Origin of the sequence: Streptomyces sp. MspMP-M5 (genome assembly GCF_000373585.1) — a bacterium.
Classification (GTDB): domain Bacteria; phylum Actinomycetota; class Actinomycetes; order Streptomycetales; family Streptomycetaceae; genus Streptomyces.
On record NZ_KB891907.1, the window covers coordinates 260,066 to 279,775 of the forward strand.

General features: G+C 72.4%; 17 protein-coding genes. 9 read left to right on the forward strand and 8 right to left on the reverse strand.

The window, feature by feature from the left end; genetic code table 11:
- Nucleotides 1-62: 62 nt before the first annotated feature.
- Nucleotides 63-659 carry an AAA family ATPase gene (locus B073_RS0126005; RefSeq protein ID WP_051094192.1) on the reverse strand — a complete coding sequence of 199 codons (597 nt, stop codon included), beginning with the start codon at nucleotides 657-659 and terminating at the stop codon, nucleotides 63-65.
- Nucleotides 660-874: 215 nt separating this feature from the next.
- Between B073_RS0126005 and B073_RS41195 the strand changes: the two genes are divergently transcribed.
- The gene (locus B073_RS41195) at nucleotides 875-1,234 is read left to right on the forward strand and encodes a hypothetical protein (RefSeq protein WP_018541023.1); all 360 of its coding nucleotides are present in this window, start codon (nucleotides 875-877) and stop codon (nucleotides 1,232-1,234) included.
- Between the two features lie 34 nt (nucleotides 1,235-1,268).
- Here B073_RS41195 and B073_RS0126015 read toward each other — a convergent pair whose 3' ends face one another.
- Both B073_RS0126015 and B073_RS0126020 read right to left on the reverse strand, forming a co-directional pair.
- Entirely contained in the window at nucleotides 1,269-2,462 is a 1,194-nt protein-coding gene (locus tag B073_RS0126015; protein ID WP_018541024.1) for an NAD(P)/FAD-dependent oxidoreductase, read from the reverse strand.
- Nucleotides 2,459-2,779, reverse strand: a complete 321-nt coding sequence (locus B073_RS0126020) for a bifunctional 3-phenylpropionate/cinnamic acid dioxygenase ferredoxin subunit (RefSeq protein WP_018541025.1) — start codon at nucleotides 2,777-2,779, stop codon at nucleotides 2,459-2,461. Before B073_RS0126020 ends, B073_RS0126015 begins: the two co-directional genes overlap by 4 nt.
- A gap of 282 nt (nucleotides 2,780-3,061) precedes the next feature.
- Here B073_RS0126020 and B073_RS0126025 point away from each other — a divergent pair, with 282 nt between their 5' ends.
- The 6 genes from B073_RS0126025 to B073_RS0126050 all read left to right on the forward strand — a co-directional run bounded on the left by B073_RS0126025 (nucleotide 3,062) and on the right by B073_RS0126050 (nucleotide 11,722).
- Nucleotides 3,062-3,805, forward strand: a complete 744-nt coding sequence (locus B073_RS0126025) for an IclR family transcriptional regulator (RefSeq protein WP_026247739.1) — start codon at nucleotides 3,062-3,064, stop codon at nucleotides 3,803-3,805.
- Between the two features lie 256 nt (nucleotides 3,806-4,061).
- Nucleotides 4,062-5,147, forward strand: a complete 1,086-nt coding sequence (locus B073_RS0126030) for an S-(hydroxymethyl)mycothiol dehydrogenase (protein ID WP_018541027.1) — start codon at nucleotides 4,062-4,064, stop codon at nucleotides 5,145-5,147.
- Entirely contained in the window at nucleotides 5,144-7,606 is a 2,463-nt protein-coding gene (locus B073_RS0126035) for a GcvT family protein (protein ID WP_018541028.1), read from the forward strand. Before B073_RS0126030 ends, B073_RS0126035 begins: the two co-directional genes overlap by 4 nt.
- Nucleotides 7,607-7,668: 62 nt before the next feature.
- Complete coding sequence (solA, locus tag B073_RS0126040; RefSeq protein WP_018541029.1) at nucleotides 7,669-8,856, forward strand: N-methyl-L-tryptophan oxidase; 1,188 nt, start codon at nucleotides 7,669-7,671, stop codon at nucleotides 8,854-8,856.
- 11 nt (nucleotides 8,857-8,867) lie between these two features.
- Nucleotides 8,868-10,037 carry an aromatic ring-hydroxylating oxygenase subunit alpha gene (locus tag B073_RS0126045; protein WP_018541030.1) on the forward strand — a complete coding sequence of 390 codons (1,170 nt, stop codon included), beginning with the start codon at nucleotides 8,868-8,870 and terminating at the stop codon, nucleotides 10,035-10,037.
- Nucleotides 10,038-10,108: 71 nt separating this feature from the next.
- A complete protein-coding gene (locus B073_RS0126050) occupies nucleotides 10,109-11,722 on the forward strand; it encodes an APC family permease (protein ID WP_018541031.1) in 1,614 nt (537 codons plus the stop codon).
- A gap of 50 nt (nucleotides 11,723-11,772) precedes the next feature.
- Here the strand turns inward: B073_RS0126050 and B073_RS0126055 are convergent, their stop codons facing one another.
- From B073_RS0126055 to B073_RS0126070, 4 genes are all read right to left on the reverse strand, one after another.
- Nucleotides 11,773-12,567 (reverse strand): carbon-nitrogen hydrolase family protein, encoded by a 795-nt coding sequence (locus tag B073_RS0126055; RefSeq protein ID WP_018541032.1) that lies wholly within the window; start codon nucleotides 12,565-12,567, stop codon nucleotides 11,773-11,775.
- A gap of 124 nt (nucleotides 12,568-12,691) precedes the next feature.
- Complete coding sequence (aspA, locus tag B073_RS0126060; protein WP_018541033.1) at nucleotides 12,692-14,116, reverse strand: aspartate ammonia-lyase; 1,425 nt, start codon at nucleotides 14,114-14,116, stop codon at nucleotides 12,692-12,694.
- A 67-nt stretch (nucleotides 14,117-14,183) separates the two neighbouring features.
- Entirely contained in the window at nucleotides 14,184-15,221 is a 1,038-nt protein-coding gene (locus B073_RS0126065) for an asparaginase (protein WP_018541034.1), read from the reverse strand.
- A gap of 5 nt (nucleotides 15,222-15,226) precedes the next feature.
- Nucleotides 15,227-15,988: a FadR/GntR family transcriptional regulator gene (locus B073_RS0126070; protein ID WP_078508185.1), complete on the reverse strand. Its 762-nt coding sequence runs from the start codon at nucleotides 15,986-15,988 to the stop codon at nucleotides 15,227-15,229.
- 246 nt (nucleotides 15,989-16,234) lie between these two features.
- On the opposite strand from B073_RS0126070, the gene B073_RS0126075 reads away from it, so the two are divergent.
- On the forward strand, nucleotides 16,235-17,680 hold the full coding sequence (locus B073_RS0126075) for a glyceraldehyde-3-phosphate dehydrogenase (RefSeq protein WP_018541036.1): 1,446 nt from the start codon (nucleotides 16,235-16,237) through the stop codon (nucleotides 17,678-17,680).
- Between the two features lie 130 nt (nucleotides 17,681-17,810).
- On the opposite strand, the gene B073_RS0126080 is transcribed toward B073_RS0126075, so the two are convergent.
- Nucleotides 17,811-18,854: a GlxA family transcriptional regulator gene (locus B073_RS0126080; protein ID WP_018541037.1), complete on the reverse strand. Its 1,044-nt coding sequence runs from the start codon at nucleotides 18,852-18,854 to the stop codon at nucleotides 17,811-17,813.
- A 117-nt stretch (nucleotides 18,855-18,971) separates the two neighbouring features.
- Between B073_RS0126080 and B073_RS41200 the strand changes: the two genes are divergently transcribed.
- On the forward strand, nucleotides 18,972-19,442 hold the full coding sequence (locus tag B073_RS41200) for a lipocalin-like domain-containing protein (protein ID WP_018541038.1): 471 nt from the start codon (nucleotides 18,972-18,974) through the stop codon (nucleotides 19,440-19,442).
- Nucleotides 19,443-19,710 lie beyond the last annotated feature (268 nt).

The window sequence follows — 19,710 nt, forward strand, 5'->3', positions numbered from 1 at the left end:
TCGGCGGGCGGTCACGGGGGTACCGCCCGCCGGCGCGGCCGTGCCGTCCGGCCGCAGTGCCGTCAGGTCACCACGCCCTCGGTCCACGCCCGGTCGAGGATCGCGTCCACGGTCTCCTCGACCGTCTGGCGCGAGGTGTCCAGCCACAGTCCGAGATGCCTGGGTGTCTCCGAGCGGAGCAGTGCGTCCAGATCGCGTACGCTCCAGTCCGGGCCGTACGCGGTCTTGGGCCGGCCCGCCTCGCGTGCCGCGACCGTCTCCGGGTCGGGCAGCAGGGCGACCACGGCGAGCGGGCGGGTCGCGATGTCGGCGGCCATCTGGGCGAGGTGCTCGCCGAGGAGGATGTCCTGGACGACGACGGTGAACCCGGCCGCGGCGTATTCGTCCGCGCAGGTGGCTGTCAGTCGGTGGCGCAACCGCAGCTGGTTGAGGGCTTCGGCCCCCGCGTCCGGGGTCATACCGACCTGGCCGCGGATGATGTTGCGCCGGAAGCCGTCGCCGCGCAGATGCACCGACCGGGGCAGGCGCTCGGCGAGGGCCTGCGCCACCGTGGACTTGCCGGCGGCCTGGATACCGGTGATCACCACAACTCCGGGTTCCGACCAGGGGCCTTGCGGGGTGGTTCGTCCGGGACTGGGCTCGGGAGCGTTGGTGGGCATGGCCCCGATTATGTCCTTCGGCGTTCCGCCGGTCCTCCCAATTTTCCGCTGGTTCTGCGGAGTTCCCGCGGTGTGGTGGCGTTGGCGGCGGGAGGTCCGCAGCTGCGGCCACCCGGGCCGTCGCGCCCGCGGCCGGGCTCCGTATGCTCGCCGTGAGCAGATCCGGAAGGAAGCCGACCACTGTCGGCCGACCACCACCGAAGGGAGGGCGGCCCATGACGACCCCCTACTACCAGGACCGTTGGATCACCTGCACCCCGGACGCGCTGCGCATCCGCGGCTACTACTTCCCGTGGGGCACCAAGACCATCCCGTACACCGCGATCCGCTCGGTGCGCCGGGTGGAGATGGGCGCCCTGACGGGGCAGGGCCGTATCTGGGGCACCGGGCACCCGCGGTACTGGGCGAGTCTGGATCCCGGGCGGATGTCCAAGTCCACCGCGCTCATCCTCGATCTCGGGCGCTGTGTCCGGCCGTTCCTCACCCCCGACGACCCGGACGCGGTGGCGGCGGTGCTCCGTGAGCGGATGCCGCCGGGCGCGGGCGCGGTGGTGGAGGACGGCGGCCGGCGGTAGCGCCGTCCGGCGCGGAAGTGGTGCCGTGGGGCGGTCAGCCGGTGGCGGCCGGTGACGGGTGGGTGAGTTCGCGGCGCAGGCGCAGGAAGGGGCGGGGGCGGTTGAGGGCGAGGACGGCGGTGGTGCGGCCGTCGCGTTCGTAGCGGGCGAGGAAGCTGCGGTCGTCCGGGGAGCCCTCGACGATGCGCGGGAGGTCGCCGGGCGCGCGGTGGCCGGCGAACTGGATGCGGACGCCGTACTGGTCGGACCAGAAGTAGGGGAGCGCCCGGTGGGTGCGGACGGTGCGGCCGGCGAGGAGGTTGTGGACGGCGGTGGCGGCCTGTTCGGTGGCGCTGGTCCAGTGCTCGGCGCGGGCGCCGGCCACCTGGGCGACATCGCCGGCGGCCACGATGGCGGGGATCGGGGTGGCGCAGCCGGCATCGCAGCGGACCCCGTCGGCGAGCGGCAGGCCGGAGCCTGCCAGCCAGTCGGTGGCCGGGCGCACGCCGATGCCGGTGACGACGATGTCGGCGGTGAGCAGGCGGCCGTCGGCGAGCTCCACCGCCGTGACCCGGCCGTCGCCGTCCGCGCGCAGTCCCCGGACGCCGGTGCCGGTGAGCAGGGCGACGCCGTGGTCGCCGTGCAGCCGGGCACACAACTCGGCCATTTTCTCGCCCAGTTGGGGCATGAGGGGCAGGGGCGCGGCCTCGACGACGGTGACCTGGTGGCCGAGGGCGTTGCAGGACGCGGCGACCTCGGCGCCGATGAAGCCGCCGCCGATCACCACGACCCGGGCCGGACCGCGGGCGAGGCCGGCCCGCAGGGCGCCGGCGTCGTCGAGGGTGCGCAGGGTGTACGAGCCGGCCGGTGCGGGGCCGGGGAGCCGGCGCGGGGCGGCGCCGGTGGCGAGCACGATGCCGTCGGTGGTCAGGACGCGTCCGGTGTCGAGGTGGACGGCGCGGTGGCGGGTGTCGAGACGGGTGGCGCGGGTGCCCAGCAGCCATTCGGCGTCGAGTCCGGCGATCTCTTCGGCGTCGGTGAGGGCGAGCGGGGCTTCGGTGGCCGGGTCGGCGGTGCCGTCCGCGGTGGCCGGGGCGGTGAGGAACTCCTTGGAGAGCGGCGGGCGGTCGTAGGGGAGGTGCGGCTCCGCGCCGACGAGCGTGAGGCGGCCGTCGTAGCCCTGGGCACGCAGGGCGCGCGCGGCGTACAGCCCGGCCAACGAGGCTCCGATGACGGTGACCGACTTCATGCCGCGGTCCCTTCCTCGGCCGTGAGGTGGACGTAGACCATGCCGTCCTCGACCGTGACGGAGTGGGTGCGCACGGGGCGGCGGGCGGGCAGGCAGACCGGCGCTCCGGTGCGGAGATCGAATGAAGCGGCGTGCAGCGGGCATTCGACCAGACACCCCTCCAGCCAGCCGTCCGCGAGTGAGGCGTCCTGGTGGGTGCAGGTGTCGTCGATGGCGTACAGCTCTCCGTCGGCGTTGAAGACGGCGATCGGAGGAGCGGTGTCGAGGCGAACGGACTCGCCGGCGGGCAGGTCAGCGAGGTGGCAGACGGGAATCACTGGGCCCCCCTATTACTGTTCGGTACTATCGAGTTTCGTAATACGCACGACAGAGCGTTATGCGCAACAGAATCCAGTTGGGGGCCTGGCGCGTCAAGCGGTCTCCGGGAATGCCGGCCCGATCGGGCCGCTGGATGGTGGCAGCGAGCTGGGTGGTGACACGGACCTATGACGAAAACGGCCAAGGCGGAGGCGTACGCGAAGAAGCAGTCGGCAGGCAGGCCGGACGTGGAGCCGCGTCGGACGGTGGCGGGAAAACCGCCCGGAGGCGCGGTGAGTGCGGTGCAGTCGGTGGACCGCGCGGTGACCGTCCTGGAGATCCTCGCCAGACTCGGCGAGGCCGGGGTGACCGAGATCGCCGACGAGTTGGGGGTGCACAAGTCGACCGCGTTCCGGCTGCTGGGCGTGCTGGAGAACCGCGGGCTGGTCGCCCAGGAGCAGGAACGCGGCAAGTACTACCTCGGCGCGGGGGTGTTGCGGCTGGCCGGCGCCGCTGCGGTGCGGCTGGACATCTCGCAGGAGGGCGCGGCGGTCTGCCGGACGCTCGCCGACGAACTGGGCGAGACGGTCAACATCGCGGTGATGGAGAGCGACGCCGCGGTCAACATCATGCAGGCCCGCGGGCCGGCGTCGGTCACCGCCCAGAACTGGCTCGGCCGGCGGACGCCGCTGCACGCCACCTCCAGCGGGAAGGCGCTGCTCGCGTACCAGCCGGGGCCGGTCCAGGAGGCCGTGCTGGCACGGAAGTTGCCGCGGCTGACCGAGCGGACCGTGACCTCCCCGGTCGAACTGCGCGGCCAGCTCGCCGAGGTGGTCGAGAGGGGCTTCGCGGTCGCGGTCGAGGAACTGGAGCTGGGGCTGCGCGCGGTCGCCGCGCCGGTGCGGGCGCACGACGGTTCGGTCATCGGCGCGATCAGCGTCTCCGTGCCCGCCTACCGGCTGGACGAGGAGCGGCTGCCGGAGGTGGTCAAGCGCACTGTCGCCGCCGGTGAGGAGCTCTCCCGGCGGATGGGGTACGCCTGTTGACGGCTTACGGGCGGTCCGGGCGCGGTGCCCGCTGACCGCCGGATGACGGCACTCCGGAGCGGGGCCGGGTCGCGCGACCCGGCCCCGCTGCCGTGTGCGCGGGGGCGTGCGCCGGGCCGCGGGCGGTGCCTTCGCATGCGTAACCGGCCGTTTGCGAACCGCCGGCGCGTACCTCTTGACGCTACCGATATGCCGTTCCCACTATGTCTCTCATCGCGCAACCAGTCGTGCACTGCGCAACACTGAGGGGTAGGGCATGCCACACGAAGTCCATGCCGTCGTCGCGGCGAAGAAGGGCGCTCCCGTCGGTCCCCAGATGATTGTGGTGCCGGATCCCGGCCCCGGAGAAGTGCTCGTCGACGTCCAGGCCAGCGGGGTCTGCCACACCGATCTGCACTACCGCGAGGGCGCCGTCACCGACGACTTCCCCGTTCTGCTCGGTCATGAGGCGGCCGGGATCGTCGAGGCCGTCGGCGCGGGCGTCACCGAACTCGCGCCGGGCGACTTCGTGGTGCTCGCCTGGCGGGCGCCCTGCGGACGGTGCCGGTCCTGCCGGCGCGGCCGCCCCTGGTACTGCTTCGACTCCCGCACCGCCGCCCAGCCGATGACGCTGCTCGACGGCACCCCGCTCACCCCCGCCCTCGGCATCGGTGCGTTCGCCGAGAAGACCCTGGTCGCGGCCGGGCAGGCGATCAGGGTCGATCCCTCGGCCCGGCCCGAGGCGGCAGGCCTGATCGGCTGCGGGGTGATGGCCGGCTACGGCGCTGCCGTCCACACCGGGGCGGTCGGCAGCGGCGACACCGTCGCCGTCATCGGCTGCGGCGGGGTCGGCTGCGCCGCCGTCGCCGGCGCCTCGATCGCCGGGGCCCGCCGGGTCATCGCCGTCGACATCGACGAACGCAAACTGGACGGCGCCACCCGCTTCGGCGCCACCCACACCGTCAACTCCCGCCGCACCGACCCCGTCGAGGCGGTCCGGGAACTGACCGGCGGTCATGGCGCGGACGTGGTCATCGACGCGGTCGGCCACCCCGAGACCTACCGCCAGGGCTTCTCCATGCGGGACCTCGCCGGCACCCTGGTCCAGGTCGGGGTGCCCGAACCCGACATGCGGATCGAGCTGCCGCTGATCGACCTCTTCTCCCGCGGCGGCGCCCTGAAGCCCTCCTGGTACGGCGACTGCCTCCCCTGCCGCGACTTCCCCGTCCTCATCGACCGCTACCTCAGCGGCCGGCTCGACCTCGACGGATTCGTCACCGAGACCATCGGCCTGGACGGCGTGGAGGCCGCCTTCGACAAGATGCGGGACGGCCGGGTGCTGCGCTCGGTGGTGGTCCTGTGACCGGCCCGCTGCGCGACCCCGCCGAAGCCCGGGTCGTCGTCATCGGAGCCGGCATCGTCGGCTGCTCGCTCGCCGACGAACTCACCGCCCGCGGCTGGCGCCGGGTCACCGTCCTCGACCAGGGCCCGCTGCCCGCCCCCGGCGGCTCCACCTCGCACGCCCCCGGCCTGGTCTTCCAGACGAACCCCTCCAAGACCATGACCGAGTTCGCCGCCTACACCGTCCGGAAGTTCGGCTCCCTCGACGTCGACGGCCTGCCCTGCTTCCACCCCGTCGGCGGCCTGGAGGTCGCCACCACCAAGGCCCGCTGGGCCGACCTCCACCGCAAGGCCGGCCTCGCCGCCTCCTGGGGCGTCCGCGGCGAACTCCTCGACGCCCAGCAGTGCAAGAAGCTCTGGCCGCTGCTCGACGAGACCACGCTGTACGGCGGGTTCCACACCCCCGACGACGGCCTGGCCCGCGCCGTGCTCGCCTGCCGCGCCCAGACGGCTCGCGCCGAAGGCCGCGGCGCCCGCTTCCTGGGGCGGCACACCGTCACCGGCATCGAGCGGGCGGCCGGCCGGGTCACCGGCGTCGTCACCGACCGGGGTGTCTTCCCCGCCGACCACGTCGTCTCCGCCGCCGGCTTCTGGGGACCGGTGATCGGCGCGATGGCCGGCGTCGACGTCCCGCTGCTGCCGCTGGCCCACCAGTACGCCACCACCGCACCGCTGCCCGAACTCGCCGGCCCCAACGGCCCCTGCACGGAGGCGAGTCGGCCGATCCTCCGCTTCCAGGACCGCGACCTCTACTTCCGCGAGCACCACGACCGCATCGGCATCGGCTCCTACGCCCACCGCCCCCTGCCCGTCGACCCGTTCACCCTCGCCGCCTACGACGAGACCCCGGTGATGCCCTCTTCCCTGCCGTTCACCGAGGAGGACTTCGCCCCCAGCTGGCGCGACAGCGTCGGACTGCTGCCCGCTCTCGGCCGGTCCCGGATCGCCGAGGGCTTCAACGGGGTCTTCTCCTTCACCCCCGACGGCCTGCCGCTCCTCGGCGAGTCCCGCACCCTGCGCGGATTCTGGCTCGCCGAGGCGGTCTGGGTCACCCACTCCGCCGGCGTCGCCAAGGCCGTCGCCGAGTGGATGACCGACGGCCGGCCCGCCACCGACATCCACGAATGCGACCTCACCCGCTTCGAGGACGCCCAGCGGTCACCCGCCTACACACAGGAGCGCGGCGCCCAGAACTTCATCGAGGTCTACGACGTCCTCCACCCCCTCCAGCCCATGGAGCGGCCCCGCCCGCTGCGCACCAGCCCCTTCTACCCGCGCCAGCGGGAACTCGGCGCGTACTTCCTGGAGGCCGGCGGCTGGGAGCGCCCCCACTGGTACGAGGCCAACGCCCCGCTCGCCGAAGGGCTCCAACTCCCCGAACGCGACGCCTGGTCCGCCCGCTACTGGTCGCCGATCGCCGCCGCCGAGGCCGTCGCCACCCGCCAACGGGTCGCCCTCTACGACATGACCCCGCTGCGCCGCCTGGAGGTCACCGGGCCCGGCGCACTGGACTTCCTCCAGCGTATGACGACCAATCAGCTCAACAAGAAGCCCGGCGCGGTGACCTACACCCTCCTCCTCGACGAGGCCGGTGGCATCCGCTCCGACCTCACGGTCGCCCGGCTCGCCCCCGACCGCTTCCAGGTCGGCGCCAACAGCCCGGCCGACCTCGACTGGCTGCTGCGGCACGCCCCGCAGGACGTCGCCGTCCGGGACCTCACCGCCGGCACCTGCTGCATCGGTGTCTGGGGACCGCTCGCCCGGGACCTCGTCCAGCCGCTGACCCGCGACGACTTCTCACACCAGGCGTTCGGCTACTTCCGGGCCAAGCAGACCTACCTCGGCCACGTCCCCGTCACCGCCCTGCGGCTGAGCTACGTCGGCGAACTCGGCTGGGAGCTCTACACCACCGCCGACCTCGGGCTGCGCCTGTGGGACACGCTCTGGGACGCCGGCCGGGAGCTCGGCGTGATCGCCGCCGGCCGCAGCGCCTTCAACAGCCTCCGCCTGGAGAAGGGTTACCGCGCCTGGGGCCAGGACATGACCACCGAGCACAACCCCTACGAGGCCGGCCTCGGCTTCGCCGTCCGCCCCGCCAAGGGCGACTTCCTCGGCCGGGCCGCCCTGGAGGGCCTCGGCGCGGAGACCGCCGCCCGCAGGCTCACCTGCCTCACCCTCGACGACCCCGCCGCCAACGTCCTCGGCAAGGAACCCGTCCTCGTCGACGGCGCCCCGGCCGGCTACGTCACCTCCGCCGCCTATGGCTACACCCTCGGCCGGGGCATCGCCTACGCCTGGCTGCCGGCCGCCGCGGCGGTCCCCGGCACCGCCGTCCACATCGAGTACTTCGGGCAGAAGGTCGCCGCGACCGTCGCCCAAGAACCGCTCTACGACCCGGGGATGACCCGCATCCGCCGTTAGATGAGTGAGTCCGAAGTCCCGCCCGCCCGAAGCCCGCAGCCTGCCCGAAGGAGCCCGACCGCATGGCCCCCACCTACGACGTCATCGTCCTCGGCCTGGGCGGGATGGGCAGCGCCGCCGCCCACCACCTCGCCGCCCGCGGCGCCCGGGTCCTGGGCCTGGAGAAGTTCGGCCCGGTCCACCACCGCGGCTCCAGCCACGGCGGTTCCCGGATCACCCGCCAGTCCTACTTCGAGGACCCCGCCTACGTCCCGCTGCTGCTGCGCTCCTACGAGCTCTACGCGAAGCTGGAGCGCGACACCGGCCGGCAGATCGCCACCCTCTGCGGCGGTGTGATGGTCGGCCGCCCCGACAGCCGCACCGTCCGCGGCAGCCTGGCCTCCGCCCGGCAGTGGGACCTCCCGCACGAGATGCTCGACGCCCCGGAGATCCGCCGCCGCTTCCCGACCCTCACCCCCGCCCCCGACGAGGTCGCCCTCTACGAGGCGCGCGCCGGACTCGTCCGCCCCGAGAACACCGTCGCCGCCCATGTCCAGCTCGCCACCCGGGGCGGCGCCGACCTGCACTTCGAGGAGCCGGTCACCCGCTGGGAGGAGCTGCCCGGCGGCGCCGGGGTCCGCGTCCACACCCACGAGAACACCTACACCGCCGGCCAGTTGGTGATCTGCCCCGGCGCCTGGGCGCCCCAGCTGCTCACCGACCTCGGCGTCCCGGTCACCATCGAGCGGCACCTCATGTACTGGTTCGCCCCCGACGGCGGCACCGCCCCCTTCGTACCCGAACGCCACCCCATCTACATCTGGGAGGACGCCCGGGGCGTCCAGATCTACGGCTTCCCCGCCATCGACGGCCCCGACGGCGGCGCCAAGGTCGCCTTCTTCCGCAAGGGCACCGCCTGCACCCCGGAAACCATCGACCGCACCGTCCACGACCACGAGGTCCGCGCCATGGCCGACCAGCTCGGCCCGCGCCTCCCGACCCTGCCCGGCCGCTTCCTGAAGGCCGCCACCTGCATGTACTCCAACACCCCCGACGAACACTTCGTGATCACCCGCCATCCGGCGCACCCGGAGACCGTCACCGTCGCCTGCGGCTTCTCCGGCCACGGCTTCAAGTTCGTCCCCGTCGTCGGCGAGATCGTCGCCGACCTCGCGCTCACCGGCAGCACCGCGCACCCCATCGACCTGTTCGCCCCGTCCCGCCGCCGCACCGGGCAGAGCCCCGGCCGACCCGCCGCCACGGTCGCCTGAGGAGAGCAGCCATGACGACCACACCCACCGCTGCGCAACCGACCGCCGTCGACGTCGTCGACCCCGCCGGGCCCAGCCTGATCGCCACCCTCCCGGGCCGCGCCTACACCGACCCGGACGGCTTCCGGCGCGAACAGGAGCTGATCTTCGAACGGCTGTGGTTCTGTGCCGTCCGCGGCGCCGACCTCGCCCGGCCGGGCGCCTTCCGCACCGTCCGCGTCGGCCGCGAGAGCGTCCTGATCACCCGTAACCGCGCCGGCGAACTGCGCGCCTTCCTCAACATCTGCCGGCATCGCGGCGCGCAGCTGTGCACCGAGGAGTCCGGCGAGGTCCGCCGCAACCTCCAATGCCCGTACCACGCCTGGACCTACGACCTCGACGGCCGGCTGGTGGCCGCCCCCAACCTCCAGAAGATGCCGGACGTCGACCGCACCGAACGCGGCCTGGTCCCGGTCCCGTTGCGGGAATGGCTCGGCTATGCCTGGGTGTGCCTGGCCGACGACCCGCCGTCCTTCGAGGACACCGTGATCGGCGCGGCCGTAGAACGGCTGGGCGACGCCGCGGTCCTGGACCACTACCGCACCGAGACCCTGGCCCTGGGCCGGCGCATCGGCTACGACGTCCGGGCCAACTGGAAGCTGATCGTCGAGAACTTCATGGAGTGCTACCACTGCGCCACCATCCACCCCGAACTCACCGATGTCCTACCGGAGTTCGCGGACGGTTTTGCCGCCCAGTACTACGTCGGCCACGGCGCCGCGTTCGCCCCTGAGGCGCAGGGCTTCACGGTGGACGGCAGCGCCGGATTCGGCCGGCTCCCGGGCATCGACGACAGCCAGGACCGGCGCTACTATGCCGTGACCGTCCGCCCCCAGGTGTTCGTCAACCTCGTCCCCGACCACGTCATCCTGCACCGGATGTTCCCGCTCGCCGCCGACCGCACCCTGGTCGAATGCGACTGGCTGTATCTGCCCGAGGTCCTCGACTCCGGCGCCGATGTCGCCAAGTCCGTCGAGCTGTTCCACCGGGTCAACGTCCAGGACTTTGCGGCCTGCGAGCGCACCCAGCCGGCCATGGACTCCCGCGCCTACCGCGACGGCGGCGTCCTGGTGCCCAGCGAACACCATATCGGCGGGTTCCACGCCTGGGTCACCGCGCAGCTGGCGGCCGGGTGCGGCTGACCCGTTCCCCGGCGGGCGCCCGCGCCGTACCCACGGCTGCCTACGAACGGTTCGACTGAGGAGGACGGCCCTTGACCGCACCCGCCGACATCCCACCGGAGGACGACACCGGCGACGACACCGGCCTGGCCGAGTTCGGCTACCGCCCCGAACTCAAGCGCACCCTCGGCACCTTCCACACCTTCGCCGCCGGCATCAGCTACATCTCCATCCTCACCGGCACCTTCCAGCTCTTCTACTTCGGCTACGGGCACGGCGGCCCGGCCTACTGGTGGTCCTGGCCGATGGTCTTCGCCGGCCAGTTGATGGTCGCCCTCTCCTTCGCCGAACTGGCCGCCCGCCACCCGGTCGCCGGCTCCGTCTACAACTGGGCGAAAAAGCTCGGCAATCCGCACCTCGGCTGGCTGGCCGGCTGGCTGATGCTGGTCGCCTCCGTCGTCTCGCTGGCCGCGGTGGCCCTCGCCTACCAGTTGACCCTCCCGCAGATCTCCCGGGTCTTCCAGTTCGTCGGCGACGGCACCGGTACCTACGACGCCGCGACCAACGCCGTCCTGCTGGCCGCCCTCCTGATCCTCTTCACCACCCTGGTCAACGCCTTCGGCGTGAAGCTGATGGCGCGGATCAACACTGCCGGCGTCTTCGTCGAGCTGATCGCCACCGCCGTCCTCATCGTGCTGTTCGCGCTGCACATCGTCCGCGGCCCCGGCGTGCTGCTCCAGACCCACCACACCGGCGCCGGACAGCCGCTCGGCTACCTCGGCGCCTTCCTCACCGCCTCGCTCGCCTCCGCCTACGTCATGTACGGCTTCGACACCGCGGCCTCACTCGGCGAGGAGTCCCTGGACCCCTCGCGCAACGCCCCGCGCGCCATCCTCCGCGCCCTGATCGCCTCGTTCGTGCTCGGCGGACTGGTCCTGCTGCTCGCCCTGATGAGCGTCGGCAGCCTCGACGGCAAGGGGCTCACCACCGACGGGCTCCAGTACGTCGTCCTGGACGTGCTCGGCGACACCGGCGGCAAGGCGATGCTCTGGTGCGTCCTGATCGCCGTCACGGTCTGCGCGCTGGCCGTGCACACCGCTGCGATCCGGCTCACCTTCGCGATGGCCCGCGACACCAACCTCCCCTTCGCCGCCCGGCTCGCCCGGGTCAGCCCGCGCTTTCGCACCCCGGTCCTGCCCGCGGTGCTCATCGGCGTGCTGTCGCTGGCCGTGCTGCTCCTCAACATCCGCCAGCCGCAGATCTTCTCGGTCGTCACCAGCCTCGGCATCATCCTGATCTACGCGGCGTATCTGCTGGTCACCGCGCCCATGCTGGTCGCCAGGCTGCGCGGCGGATGGCGACCGGCCGGCGGCGGCCGGTTCAGCCTGGGGCGCTGGGGCCTGCCGGTCAACATCGTCGCCGTCCTCTGGGGCGCCGCCATGATCGTCAACCTCGCCTGGCCGCGCGCCGCCGTCTACAACGCCACCGGTCCGCAGCACTGGTATCTGCGCTGGGGCGCGGTGCTCTTCGTCGGCGCGGTCGCGGTCGGCGGCTTCGCCTACTACTGGTGCGTCCAGCGCCACCGCACCGGCATCCTCGCCGACCACGCGGCCCGGCCTTCAACGGCCCCCTCCGCCGGCATCGGTGCGGGCAACGGCACCGGCGACGGGAACGGCACCGAGGTCAGCGTCCCGGCGGACGGTTGATCCGCCCAGGGCCCGGCGGCCGGATCGCCCCGCCGGGCCCACGCGCCCGCCTACAGCCGCCGGTTGTCCAGCACCGCCACCGCCCGCCGCACCCGCTCGGTCTCCGCCGGGTCCACGTCGGCGACCAGCAGCCCCGGGGCACCGCCCAGCCGCCCCCGCACCGTGCCGTCCGGGCCGACCAGCGCGCTGTGCCCCACCCCGGTCGGCGCCTTGGTGGGCGCCTCCGGATCGGCGTCCTGGTCCGGGGCCGCCTGGCCCACCGCCGCCAGCCACACCGTCGCGTCCAGCGCCCGGGCCCGCACCAGCAGGTCCCACTGGTCCCGCTTGCCCGGCCCCGCGCCCCACGACGCGGGCAGCACCGACACCGCCGCACCGGCGTCCGCATGCGCCCGGAACAGCTCCGGGAAACGCAGGTCGTAGCAGGTCGCCAGGCCCACCCGGACGCCGTCGACATCGATCGTCACCACCCGCTCGCCCGGCGCGACGGTGTCCGACTCGCGGAACCCGAAGGCGTCATAGAGGTGGATCTTGTCGTAGGACTCCTCCACCCCGGGCCCGGTGGCCAGCAGCGTGTTGGCCACTCGGCCGTCCGGCGCCGGGGTGAACATCCCCGCCACCACCGTCACTTCGGTCTCCCTGGCCACCGCCCGCACCCCTTCGGCCCACGGCCCGTCCAGCGGCTCGGCCACCGGCCCGAGCGGCGCCCCGAACCGCACCATCGCCGCCTCCGGCAGCACCGCCAGCCGCGCGCCGTCGGCGGCGGCCCGGCGCACCAGGTCCGCGACCAGCGCGAGGTTCTCCTTCGGCTCGGTCGACGAGGTCATCTGGCACAGCGCGATCCGCATCGGAGTTCTCTCCTGTCGTGTCCGGTCCCGCGGGCCGCACGGGAGATCGCGCGGCCCGCCCTGCCTGGACGGTACGCCGTACCGGCCCCGTCCCACAGCTCCCCCTGCAGACACCGGCGGTGCCTCAGGCCCCGGCGGCCCCGGCTGCCTCCCGGCCCGCGCCGGCGATCTCCTCCGGGCGGAGCAGCGCGGCGAGCCGGTCGGCGGGCAACAGCCCCCGTTCCAGGACGAGTTCGGCCACCCCGCGCCCGCTGGCCAGCGCTTCCTTGGCGATCGCGGTCGCCGCGGTGTAGCCGATGTGCGGATTGAGGGCGGTGACCAGGCCGATGGAGTTCTGCACGCTCGCCCGCAGCGTCTCGGTGTTGGCGGTGATGCCGGAGACGCAGCGCTCGGCGAGGGTGCGGCAGGCCGCTCCCAGGTGGGTGATGCTCTCCGACAGCGCGTGCAGGATGATCGGCTCGAAGGCGTTCAGCTGCAGCTGCCCGGCCTCCGCAGCCATGGTGATGGTGACGTCGTTGCCGATCACCTCGAAGGCGACCTGGTTGACCACCTCCGGGATCACCGGGTTGACCTTCCCCGGCATGATGCTCGAACCGGCCTGTACCGGCGGCAGGTTGATCTCCGCGAGTCCGGCCCGCGGCCCGGACGACAGTAGCCGCAGGTCGTTGCAGCTCTTGGAGAGCTTGACCGCGATCCGCTTGAGGACACCGGAGAGGTGGACGAACGCCCCGCAGTCCTGGGTGGCCTCGACGAGGTTGGCCGCGGTCACCAGCGGCAGCCCGGTGATCTCCGCGAGATGGCGGCGGGCCGCCTCGGCGTAGCCCCGGGGCGCGTTGAGGCCGGTCCCGATGGCGGTGGCGCCGAGGTTGATCTCGTGGACGAGGGTCACCGCCTCGGCCAGCCGGCTCTGGTCCTCCTCCAGCATCACCGCATACGCCGAGAACTCCTGGCCCAGCGTCATCGGCACCGCGTCCTGGAGCTGGGTGCGGCCCATCTTGAGGACGTCCCGGAACTCCTCGGCCTTGGCGGCGAACGCCTCGCGCAGCACCGTCATCGCGGCCAGCAGCTCGCGCACCGCGATCACGGTGGCGACCTTGACGGCGGTGGGGTAGACGTCGTTGGTCGACTGGCTGAGGTTGACGTGCTCGTTGGGGTGCAGCCGGGCGTAGTCGCCCTTGGCGTGGCCCAGCAGTTCCAGCGCCCGGTTGGCGATCACCTCGTTGGCGTTCATATTGGTCGACGTCCCGGCGCCGCCCTGGATGACGTCGACGATGAACTGGTCGTGCAGCTGTCCGTCCCGGATCTCCCGGCAGGCGGCGGCGATCGCGTCGGCCTGGTCCGGGGCGAGCAGCCCGAGGTCGGCGTTGGCGCGGGCGGCGGCTTCCTTGACGGCGGCGAGCGCGTCGATCAGATGCGGGTAGCCGGAGATCGCGGTGCCGGTGATGGGGAAGTTCTCCGAGGCGCGCAGGGTGTGCACGCCCCAGTAGGCGTCGGCGGGTATCTCGCGGTCGCCGAGCAGGTCGTGTTCGCGGCGGTGGCCGGACGTCATGACGGAAGGTTCCTTCGTGTGGAGCGAGGAGGGGAGAGGAGGGGAATCGGGCGGGGGAGCGGGGGCGTCAGGTGGCCGGCGGGGCGATCGCCCGCAGCCGGCCGACCTCCGTACCGCCGCCCAGGACCGGCGCGGTGGCGAACGGGGCGAGCACCTCGGGGTCGATGCCGCAGCGGGCCAGCGCCGCGGCCGTCACCGGCATCCGGGCCCGGTCCGCGCCGTCGGCGATCTTCACGCCGACCGCCCGGCCGTCCGGCAGGGCCGCGATCTGCACGCCCTCGAAGCCGTCCTTGGCCAGCAGGCCGGGCAGCGTGCGCACCAGCCGGGCGACATCGCGGTCCCGGCCGGAGACCATCTCCGGGTGGCTGCGCATGGCGTGCGCGACCCGGCCCTCGTCGGTGTCCGGGGCGGCCGTCGCCAGCCGGGCCGCGGCCCGGGTCAGACCGAGCAGCGAGACCGCGAACAGCGGGGCGCCGCAGCCGTCGACGGTGACCTGCGCGATGCCCTGCCCGGTCAGCTCCTCCACCGCGGCGGCCAGCTCCCGCTGGAGGGGGTGGCCGGGTTCGAGGTAGGTGTCCAGCCGCCAGCCCCGGGCGCGCGCCGTCGCCAGCATGGCGGCGTGCTTGCCCGAGCAGTTCTGGGCGAGCCGGCTGGGGCCCAGGCCGCGGCCCAGCCAGGCGTGCCGTTCGGTGATGCCGTAGGGCAGGTCGGGCACGTTGCCCAGGTCGTCCTCGGTCAGCCCGCCGCCGTTCAGGATGCGCCGGGCGGTCGCCAGGTGTCGCTCGTCGCCGGAGTGGCTGGCCGCGACCAGCGCCAGCGCCTCCTCGTCCAGCGGCGGCAGCCCGGCCCGCAGCAGGCCGACGGCCTGGAGCGGCTTGAGCGCCGAACGGGGGTAGAACGCCGCCTCGGGATCGCCGAGCCGGTACGCCACGGAGCCGTCCGCCGCCAGCACCACCACCGAGCCGTGGTGCACGCCCTCGACCAGGCCGCCGCGGACGACCTCGGCGACCGGCACATGGCCCGGAGTACGGACGGCCGGCGGTTCGCCCGCGGCGCCTCGGCGCGCGCTACGCCCCTGCTCGTCCAATGTCGCGTCCTCGAACATCGCGCTCATCCGCGCACCCCGTCGCCGGTCTCGTCCGCGGCGGGGCCGGGCTGCTCCGGCGACCGCACGATCGTCGACAGCGTCGTCTCGACCCGGGCGAGATGGTGTCGCATCGCCTCGGCGGCGTCCTGCTCCGACCGCTCCACCAGGGCCTCCACGATCGCCCGATGCTCCCGGTTCGCCTGTTCCCGCCGGCCGCCGACGTCGGTCAGGAACGCCGACTGGCGGGCCAGGGCGTCCCGGATCTCCTCGATCACCCGCCGGAAGACCGGGTTCCGGGCGGCCTCGGCCACCGCCAGATGGAACAGCGTGTCCATGGCGACCCAGGCGGTGGTGTCGGTCTCCCGCTCCATCCGCTCCAGCAGGTGCGTCAGGCGGTCGAGGTCCTCCGGCGTCCGGCGCACCGCCGCGTAGCCGGCGACCGGGATCTCGACATGGCGGCGGACCTCCAGCAGGTCACTGGCCGCGTAGTCGCCGAAGGTCGGGTCCGCCACCGCGCCGGCCGAGACGACGAAGGTGCCCTTGCCGGTACGGGAGACCGTGAGCCCCATGGTCTGGAGCGCGCGCAGCGCCTCGCGGAGCACCGGCCGGCTGACCTCCAGCCGGCGGCACAGCTCGGCCTCGGAGGGGAGCTTGTCCCCGACGGCGTAGTCGCCCCGCTCGATGGCCCCGCGCAGATGACTCAGCACGGCCTCCATCGCACTCACCCGACGGGGAACGGGGGCGGCGGATATGCCACCAGGTGTCTGGCTGTCTGACAGGTTCACCCGGGGATCGTCGGACGGAGACGGGGGAGCTGTCAAGAGAGGGTCCGTGCTGGGCCCGGTGCGAGCGCGCGAGGCGTCCACCCGGGCCGCCGGTCGAGAGGTCGCCCGACCGGCAACGCCCTTATTTCGTAAGGGAATTGGGAGGAAAAGGCGGACCTTCACACCCGCCGCCGACACCCCCCGAAAGATCGAACGGGCATGGGGTTAGCATATGAGCACCGCCTAGCTCGATCGAGAGATAAGCCTGTGACTGTCAACGACGACTCGTTCACCAACTGGAAGAACCGCGAGGAGATCGCGGAGTCGATGATCCCGCTCATCGGGAAGCTGCACCGGGAACGGGACGTCACCGTCCTGGTCCACAGCCGCTCCCTGGTGAACAAGTCGGTGGTCAGCATCCTCAAGACCCACCGGTTCGCCCGGCAGATCGCCGGCGAGGAACTGTCGGTCACCGAGACGCTGCCGTTCCTCCAGGCGCTCACCGCCCTCGACCTCGGCCCCTCCCAGATCGACATCGGCATGCTCGCCGCGACGTACCGCGCCGACGACCGCGGACTGTCGGTGGCCGACTTCACCGCCGAGGCCGTCGCCGGCGCCACCGGCGCCAACAAGATCGAGTGCCGCGAGGGCCGCGATGTCGTCCTCTACGGCTTCGGCCGCATAGGCCGCCTCGTCGCCCGGCTCCTCATCGAGAAGGCCGGCTCCGGCAACGGCCTGCGGCTGCGCGCCATCGTCGTCCGCGGCGGTGGCGGCCGGGCCGGCGAGGACCTCGTCAAGCGCGCCTCGCTGCTGCGCCGGGACTCCATCCACGGCCAGTTCCAGGGCACCATCACCGTGGACGAGGCGAACAGCACGATCCTCGCCAACGGCAACGCCATCAAGGTGATCTACGCCAACGACCCCTCGGAGGTCGACTACACGGCGTACGGCATCAAGGACGCCATCCTCATCGACAACACCGGCAAGTGGCGCGACCGCGAGGGCCTCTCGCAGCACCTCCGCCCCGGTGTCGACAAGGTGGTGCTGACCGCCCCGGGCAAGGGCGACGTCCCCAACATCGTCCACGGCGTCAACCACGACATGATCAAGCCGGACGAGCAGATCCTGTCCTGCGCCTCCTGCACCACCAACGCCATCGTCCCGCCGCTGAAGGCGATGGAGGACGAGTACGGCGTGCTGCGCGGCCACGTGGAGACCGTCCACTCGTTCACCAACGACCAGAACCTGCTGGACAATTACCACAAGTCGGACCGCCGTGGCCGCTCCGCGCCGCTCAACATGGTCATCACCGAGACCGGCGCCGCCTCCGCCGTCGCCAAGGCGCTGCCCGACCTCAAGGCGAAGATCACCGGCAGCTCGATCCGCGTCCCGGTCCCGGACGTCTCGATCGCGATCCTCAACCTCCAGCTGGCGCGCGAGACCACCCGCGAGGAGGTCCTCGACTACCTCCGGGACGTCTCGCTGACCTCGCCGCTCAAGCGCCAGATCGACTTCACCAGCGCCCCCGACGCGGTCTCCAACGACTTCATCGGCTCGCGCCACGCCTCGATCGTCGACGCCGGCGCCACCAAGGTCGACGGCGACAACGCGATCCTCTACCTCTGGTACGACAACGAGTTCGGCTACTCGTGCCAGGTCATCCGCGTCGTCCAGTACGTCTCCGGGGTGGAGTACCCCACCTTCCCGGCCTAGGGAAGACGGGCTCTATGCGATGCCCCCTCTTACCTGCATCGTCGCAGGTAAGAGGGGGTTTGAAGCAGGTCGATTCCTCCACGGGCTGCTCGGAGGCCAGTACGGATGCCCGGGAACTGTTGCCTGACGCTCAGCCTTCGGAAAACGGGTACAGGACCGCTGCGGCAGAGTCGGCCGGCTGGCGGGACGGGCTCTGGGGGAGGCCGCGGTCGGCGGGTGCACGGTCGGCGAAGGTTTGGCGGTAGGCGGAGGGAGACACGCCGAGGGCGTGTCTGAGGTGTTCGCGCAGGGATCGGGGAGATCCGAAGCCGGTGGCCGCCGCGATGTGGTCGATGGTCAGGGTGGTGGTCTCCAGCAGAGCGCGGGCGCGGTCGACGCGTTGCAGGGTGATCCATTGTCCGGGTGTCGTGCCGGTCTCCCTGCGGAACCGTCGGTTGAAGGTACGGACGCTCATGCTGGCGCGCTGGGCAAGTTCACCCAGAGCCAGGGGCCGGTGGAGCTGGGTGAGTGCCCACGCGCGCGCGGCGGCGGTGGAGGCGCCGTCATCGGCGGGGACGACCGCTTGGACGTACTGGGCCTGGCCGCCCTCGCGCCAGGGCGGCACGACGCAGGCGCGGGCCACGTCGTTGGCGACGGACGCGCCGTGATCGCGGCGTACGAGGTGAAGGCAGAGGTCGATGCCGGCGGCGACTCCGGCGGAGGTGAGCACGTCACCGTCGTCGACGAAGAGCACATCGCGGTCGAGCCGGACGTCGGGGAACGAGACGCGGAAGTCCTCGGCTTCTCGCCAGTGCGTGGTGGCCGGGCGGCCGTCGAGCAGCCCCGCGGCGGCGAGAGCGAAGGCCGCGGCGCACAGGCCCACGACCCGCGTACCGGGGCGCAAACCGGTGAGGGCGCGGAGCACGTCGGCGGGGACCCCGTCGCGCCCCCGGTCACGCATGGCGAGGGTGGGGGCGACGACGACGGTGTCCGCGTCCCGCAGGATCTCGACGCCGTGTTCGACGGCGATCGAGAAGCCCGCGTCGCTGGTCACGGTCCGGGCGCCGAGCGAGCACACCCGCACCTCGTACAGCGGAGAGCCGTCCGCGGCGTTGGCCGCGCCCAGGACGCGGGTCGGGATGACGAGTTCAAACGCGCGTACCCCGTCAAGCGCGAGAACGGCCACCTTGTGCATGGCCAAATCCTGCCACAAGGTGGCATCCGTGCCACCGCCGGGGCGAGAGGGGCCGACGTAGCGTGGAGATCACGGGCAGAACGGGCCCGTCGATACTCCTCGGAAAGGCCACATGTCATGCATTCCGGCACCCCCCAACAGCTTGTCGGTTCCTGGCGACTCGTCTCCTACCGGCTCAGCGGCTCCGACGCCGCGTACCCGTTGGGCAAGGACGCGCATGGCCTGATCATCTACACCGACGACGGCCACATGTCCGTTCAGATCAGCGCCCCGGGCCGGTCTGCGTACACCGACGGCGAGGTGCACGGCGGCACTGGCGCCGAGCAGGCCGAGGCGGCACGCGGCTACCTCGCTTATGCGGGCACCTACACCGTCACCGACGACATCATCGAGCACCACGTCGAGCACAGTCTCTTCCCGAACTGGGAGAACAACGTCCTGCCCCGGCGCGCCACCCTGGACGAGAACCACCGGCTCCACCTGAAACTCGTCAAGCCGGTCATCGTAGAAGGACAAGAGCGCGGCGGCGTCCTGACGTGGGAACGCGCCGAGTCACCCGGGAACCCCTCGAAGTCAAAAATGAAGTGATCGTGCCCCCGGCCAGGCGGGCGAGTCTTGCCCGGAGCGAGGCGGTCTGTCGCCAGTGTTGTTCAGGGCGGAGCAAGGTGCCGGAGGCCCAAGAGGCGTTGCCTTGGTCGGGCTGCGGACCTGCGGACCTGGGTACCCACTTGAGTCTTTGGCTCAGGGGCGGGGGCTTCCCTGCCACTCAGAGCGACGAAGTCCCGCCATGGCTCTGTCCAGTTCGCGTTCCGTAGATCCCGAGTGGATGCCTCGGTGAGATCCCCAAGGAACCGTG